Raw genomic sequence first — 467 nt, 5'->3', positions numbered from 1 at the left:
GCCCGCGGGATATCCACGTGTCGCTAAAATTAATTAATCGATATCATGAATAGCGCTCGTATGTCGCAATTCGGGTATCTCATACCGCGGCACAGTGTGTTTCACTGTGCTCGCGATCAGATGCTCCTCACTCATATATAAGTGAATTCTTCTTGTTTGGATCGGATGAATGATTGCTATCATTCTCTATTTAATCGCAGAAAAGAATCGAGTCTGGAAGAATTGGATCTTCCATCTCTCTCCTATCGCTATGCGGCTCTCAAGGTACGCGGGTGCGACCCCGGGGACCGGGTGCTGCGGGGACTTCATCCTGGCGGGACATCTACCGGACGGGCTCCTGCCCTCTATTCGAGTTAAAGTTTGTCTCTCTAAGAACTTATCTCCCTAGAAAGGAGGTGATCCAGCCGCACCTTCCGGTACGGCTACCTTGTTACGACTTCACCCCCCTCACCCTCCACACCTTCGGC

The 467-nt window shown here is 51.0% G+C and carries 1 rRNA gene; it reads right to left on the bottom strand.

The window, feature by feature from the left end:
• Positions 1–388 precede the first annotated feature (388 nt).
• Positions 389–467 (bottom strand): 16S ribosomal RNA (locus AQ996_RS09515); the annotation flags it as partial.

This window comes from Collinsella aerofaciens (assembly GCF_001404695.1).
Taxonomy (GTDB): Bacteria; Actinomycetota; Coriobacteriia; order Coriobacteriales; family Coriobacteriaceae; genus Collinsella; species Collinsella aerofaciens_E.
This window is presented reverse-complemented; position numbering and strand designations above follow the sequence as displayed.